Genomic DNA, 2061 nt, shown 5'->3' with positions numbered 1-2061 from the left:
GTATTGGTATGCAGAACCGCACCTTCGTGATTATAATTTTGATTGTTAAATTGTGATTTTGTCTTTAATTTTCTTAAATACGCCGTCACCAATGCCCTTCACCCCCTTGATGCCTTCAACGGAAGTAAAAGGGCCTTTTTGTGAGCGATATTCTTCAATCCTTTTAGCCATGGCAGGGCCTATACCTGGCAGAGAGTCTAATTCTTTTGCAGTGGCAGAGTTTATGTTTATCTTATTACCACGCAATAACACTTCAGGATTACCGTGAAAGTTAAATACTACATGGATATGATCACCTGCAGTAACTGGCTTAGCCATATTTACCGACTCTACATCTGCATAGGGTAATAGTCCTCCTGCTAGCTTAACAATATCACCTACAGTAGCTGAGCTTTCAAGCTCATATAAACCAGGTGAAGCGACTGCACCTGTTATATAAGCGATTGGTTTATTAGGCTGTTGTTCTACAGTAGATATAGAAGAATTTCCATCTATACCCCCTTCAACTAGGACAGAATCGCTATCATCTGTTATAATAGGCCATAGGAAACAAATTCCTACTAAAACACATAGGATTAATATAATTATCATATAGGGCTTCAATTTAGCTTTCATAGTGCACCTCCTACTGAAGGATTTCCCTATGAAAAATAAAACTCCTACCACTGACTCTATTGGTCACACTAGCAGGAGTTTAACAATTGATGACGAATTAAAGGAGAAATTATGAATCAAGATACATTAAGAAAATATGCCCGTACATTATTACAATACGGTGTAAACTTGCAGCAAGACCAAACATTAGTTATTTCTGTAGATGTAGAAAATAAAGACTTTGCAGTGATTGTTACTGAAGAAGCTTATGAACTTGGTGCTAAGGAGGTTGTTCTGAACTGGAGATGCTCCCCAATTGCCCGTCAACGTTTATTACATGCGAAAGAATCTGTTTTAGAAAAACCTGCTAACTGGATACCGGAATTCTACAAACAATACATCGATGATAAGGCAGCCTTCTTATCTTTAATCAGTGCTAATCCAAAAGCCTTAGAAGGTATTCCAACAGATCGTATTTCCTTACAATCTCGTAACTTAAATAAAGCGTTATCCTTCTATCATACAGCCATCATGAACTCTTCTGTTACATGGTGTGTTGCTTCTGTACCAACAGTTCTTTGGGCAGATTTATTAGGCTATAAAGGTACAGACGAAGAAAAAATTAACCAATTATGGGATACATTATTGAAACTTTGCCGCATTGAAGGTGTAGAACCAAAAGATACGTATCGTCATCATATGGCAAAATTGCGTCACCGCTGTGAAGCATTGAATAAATTAGACTTAAAGGCATTGCGTTATACTTGTGAAAATGGTACTGACCTCCTATTAGAATTGCCAGAAGGTCATATTTGGCTAGGTGGTGAAGAATCCTCTAAAGATGGTACTATTTTCAATGCCAATATACCTACAGAAGAAGTTTTCTCTGCTCCACAATACAATGGTGTTAATGGTATTGTATACAGTACAAAACCTTTAATTTACCATGGCAACACTATTTCTGATTTCTCCTTTACGTTTAAAGAAGGTAAAATCGTTGAATATACAGCCAAAGAAGGTTATGAAGTATTGAAAGAATTAGTAGAAACTGATGAAGGTTCCCACTACCTCGGCGAAGTTGCTTTAGTTGATCACTTCAGCCCAATTAGTCAATCTAACCAAATCTTCTTCGAAACATTGTTTGATGAAAATGCGTCCTGCCATTTAGCAATTGGTGCCTCTTATCCAACATGCCTTAAAAATAGTGATGGTTTATCTGAAGAAGAATTAAAAGAACGAGGCCTTAACCACTCCTTAACACATGTAGACTTTATGATTGGCCATGAACGTATGAACATCAAAGGCTATACTCGTGACGGTCAAGAAGTAGACATTATGATTGATGGTCGTTTACAAGTATAAACATAACTACAAAACAATCATAAATTGGATGACAGCAAAGAACTATATGTCTAGTCTAACGTCTCTAGTAGATATCAATTTATATTGGAAAACTACATATGAAAC

At 36.7% G+C, this 2061-nt stretch carries 2 protein-coding genes; one reads left to right on the top strand and one right to left on the bottom strand.

Annotation, left to right across the window (positions count from 1 at the left end; translation table 11 throughout):
• Positions 1–45 precede the first annotated feature (45 nt).
• Positions 46–615 (bottom strand): helix-hairpin-helix domain-containing protein, encoded by a 570-nt coding sequence (locus tag QZ334_RS08105; protein WP_005386573.1) that lies wholly within the window; start codon positions 613–615, stop codon positions 46–48.
• Between the two features lie 111 nt (positions 616–726).
• Here QZ334_RS08105 and QZ334_RS08100 point away from each other — a divergent pair, with 111 nt between their 5' ends.
• Positions 727–1956 carry an aminopeptidase gene (locus QZ334_RS08100; RefSeq protein WP_295233525.1) on the top strand — a complete coding sequence of 410 codons (1230 nt, stop codon included), beginning with the start codon at positions 727–729 and terminating at the stop codon, positions 1954–1956.
• Positions 1957–2061: the final 105 nt, after the last annotated feature.

The sequence above is a fragment of the Veillonella sp. genome, assembly GCF_019414865.1.
GTDB lineage: Bacteria > Bacillota > Negativicutes > Veillonellales > Veillonellaceae > Veillonella.
Note: the sequence above shows the minus strand (reverse complement) of the source record. Positions and strands in the feature narration are given on the sequence as shown.

Coding starts and splice junctions, on each gene's coding strand:
- QZ334_RS08105 (WP_005386573.1), bottom strand. CDS start 615: ATGAAAGCTAAATTGAAGCCCTATATGATAATTATATTAATCCTATGT.
- QZ334_RS08100 (WP_295233525.1), top strand. CDS start 727: ATGAATCAAGATACATTAAGAAAATATGCCCGTACATTATTACAATAC.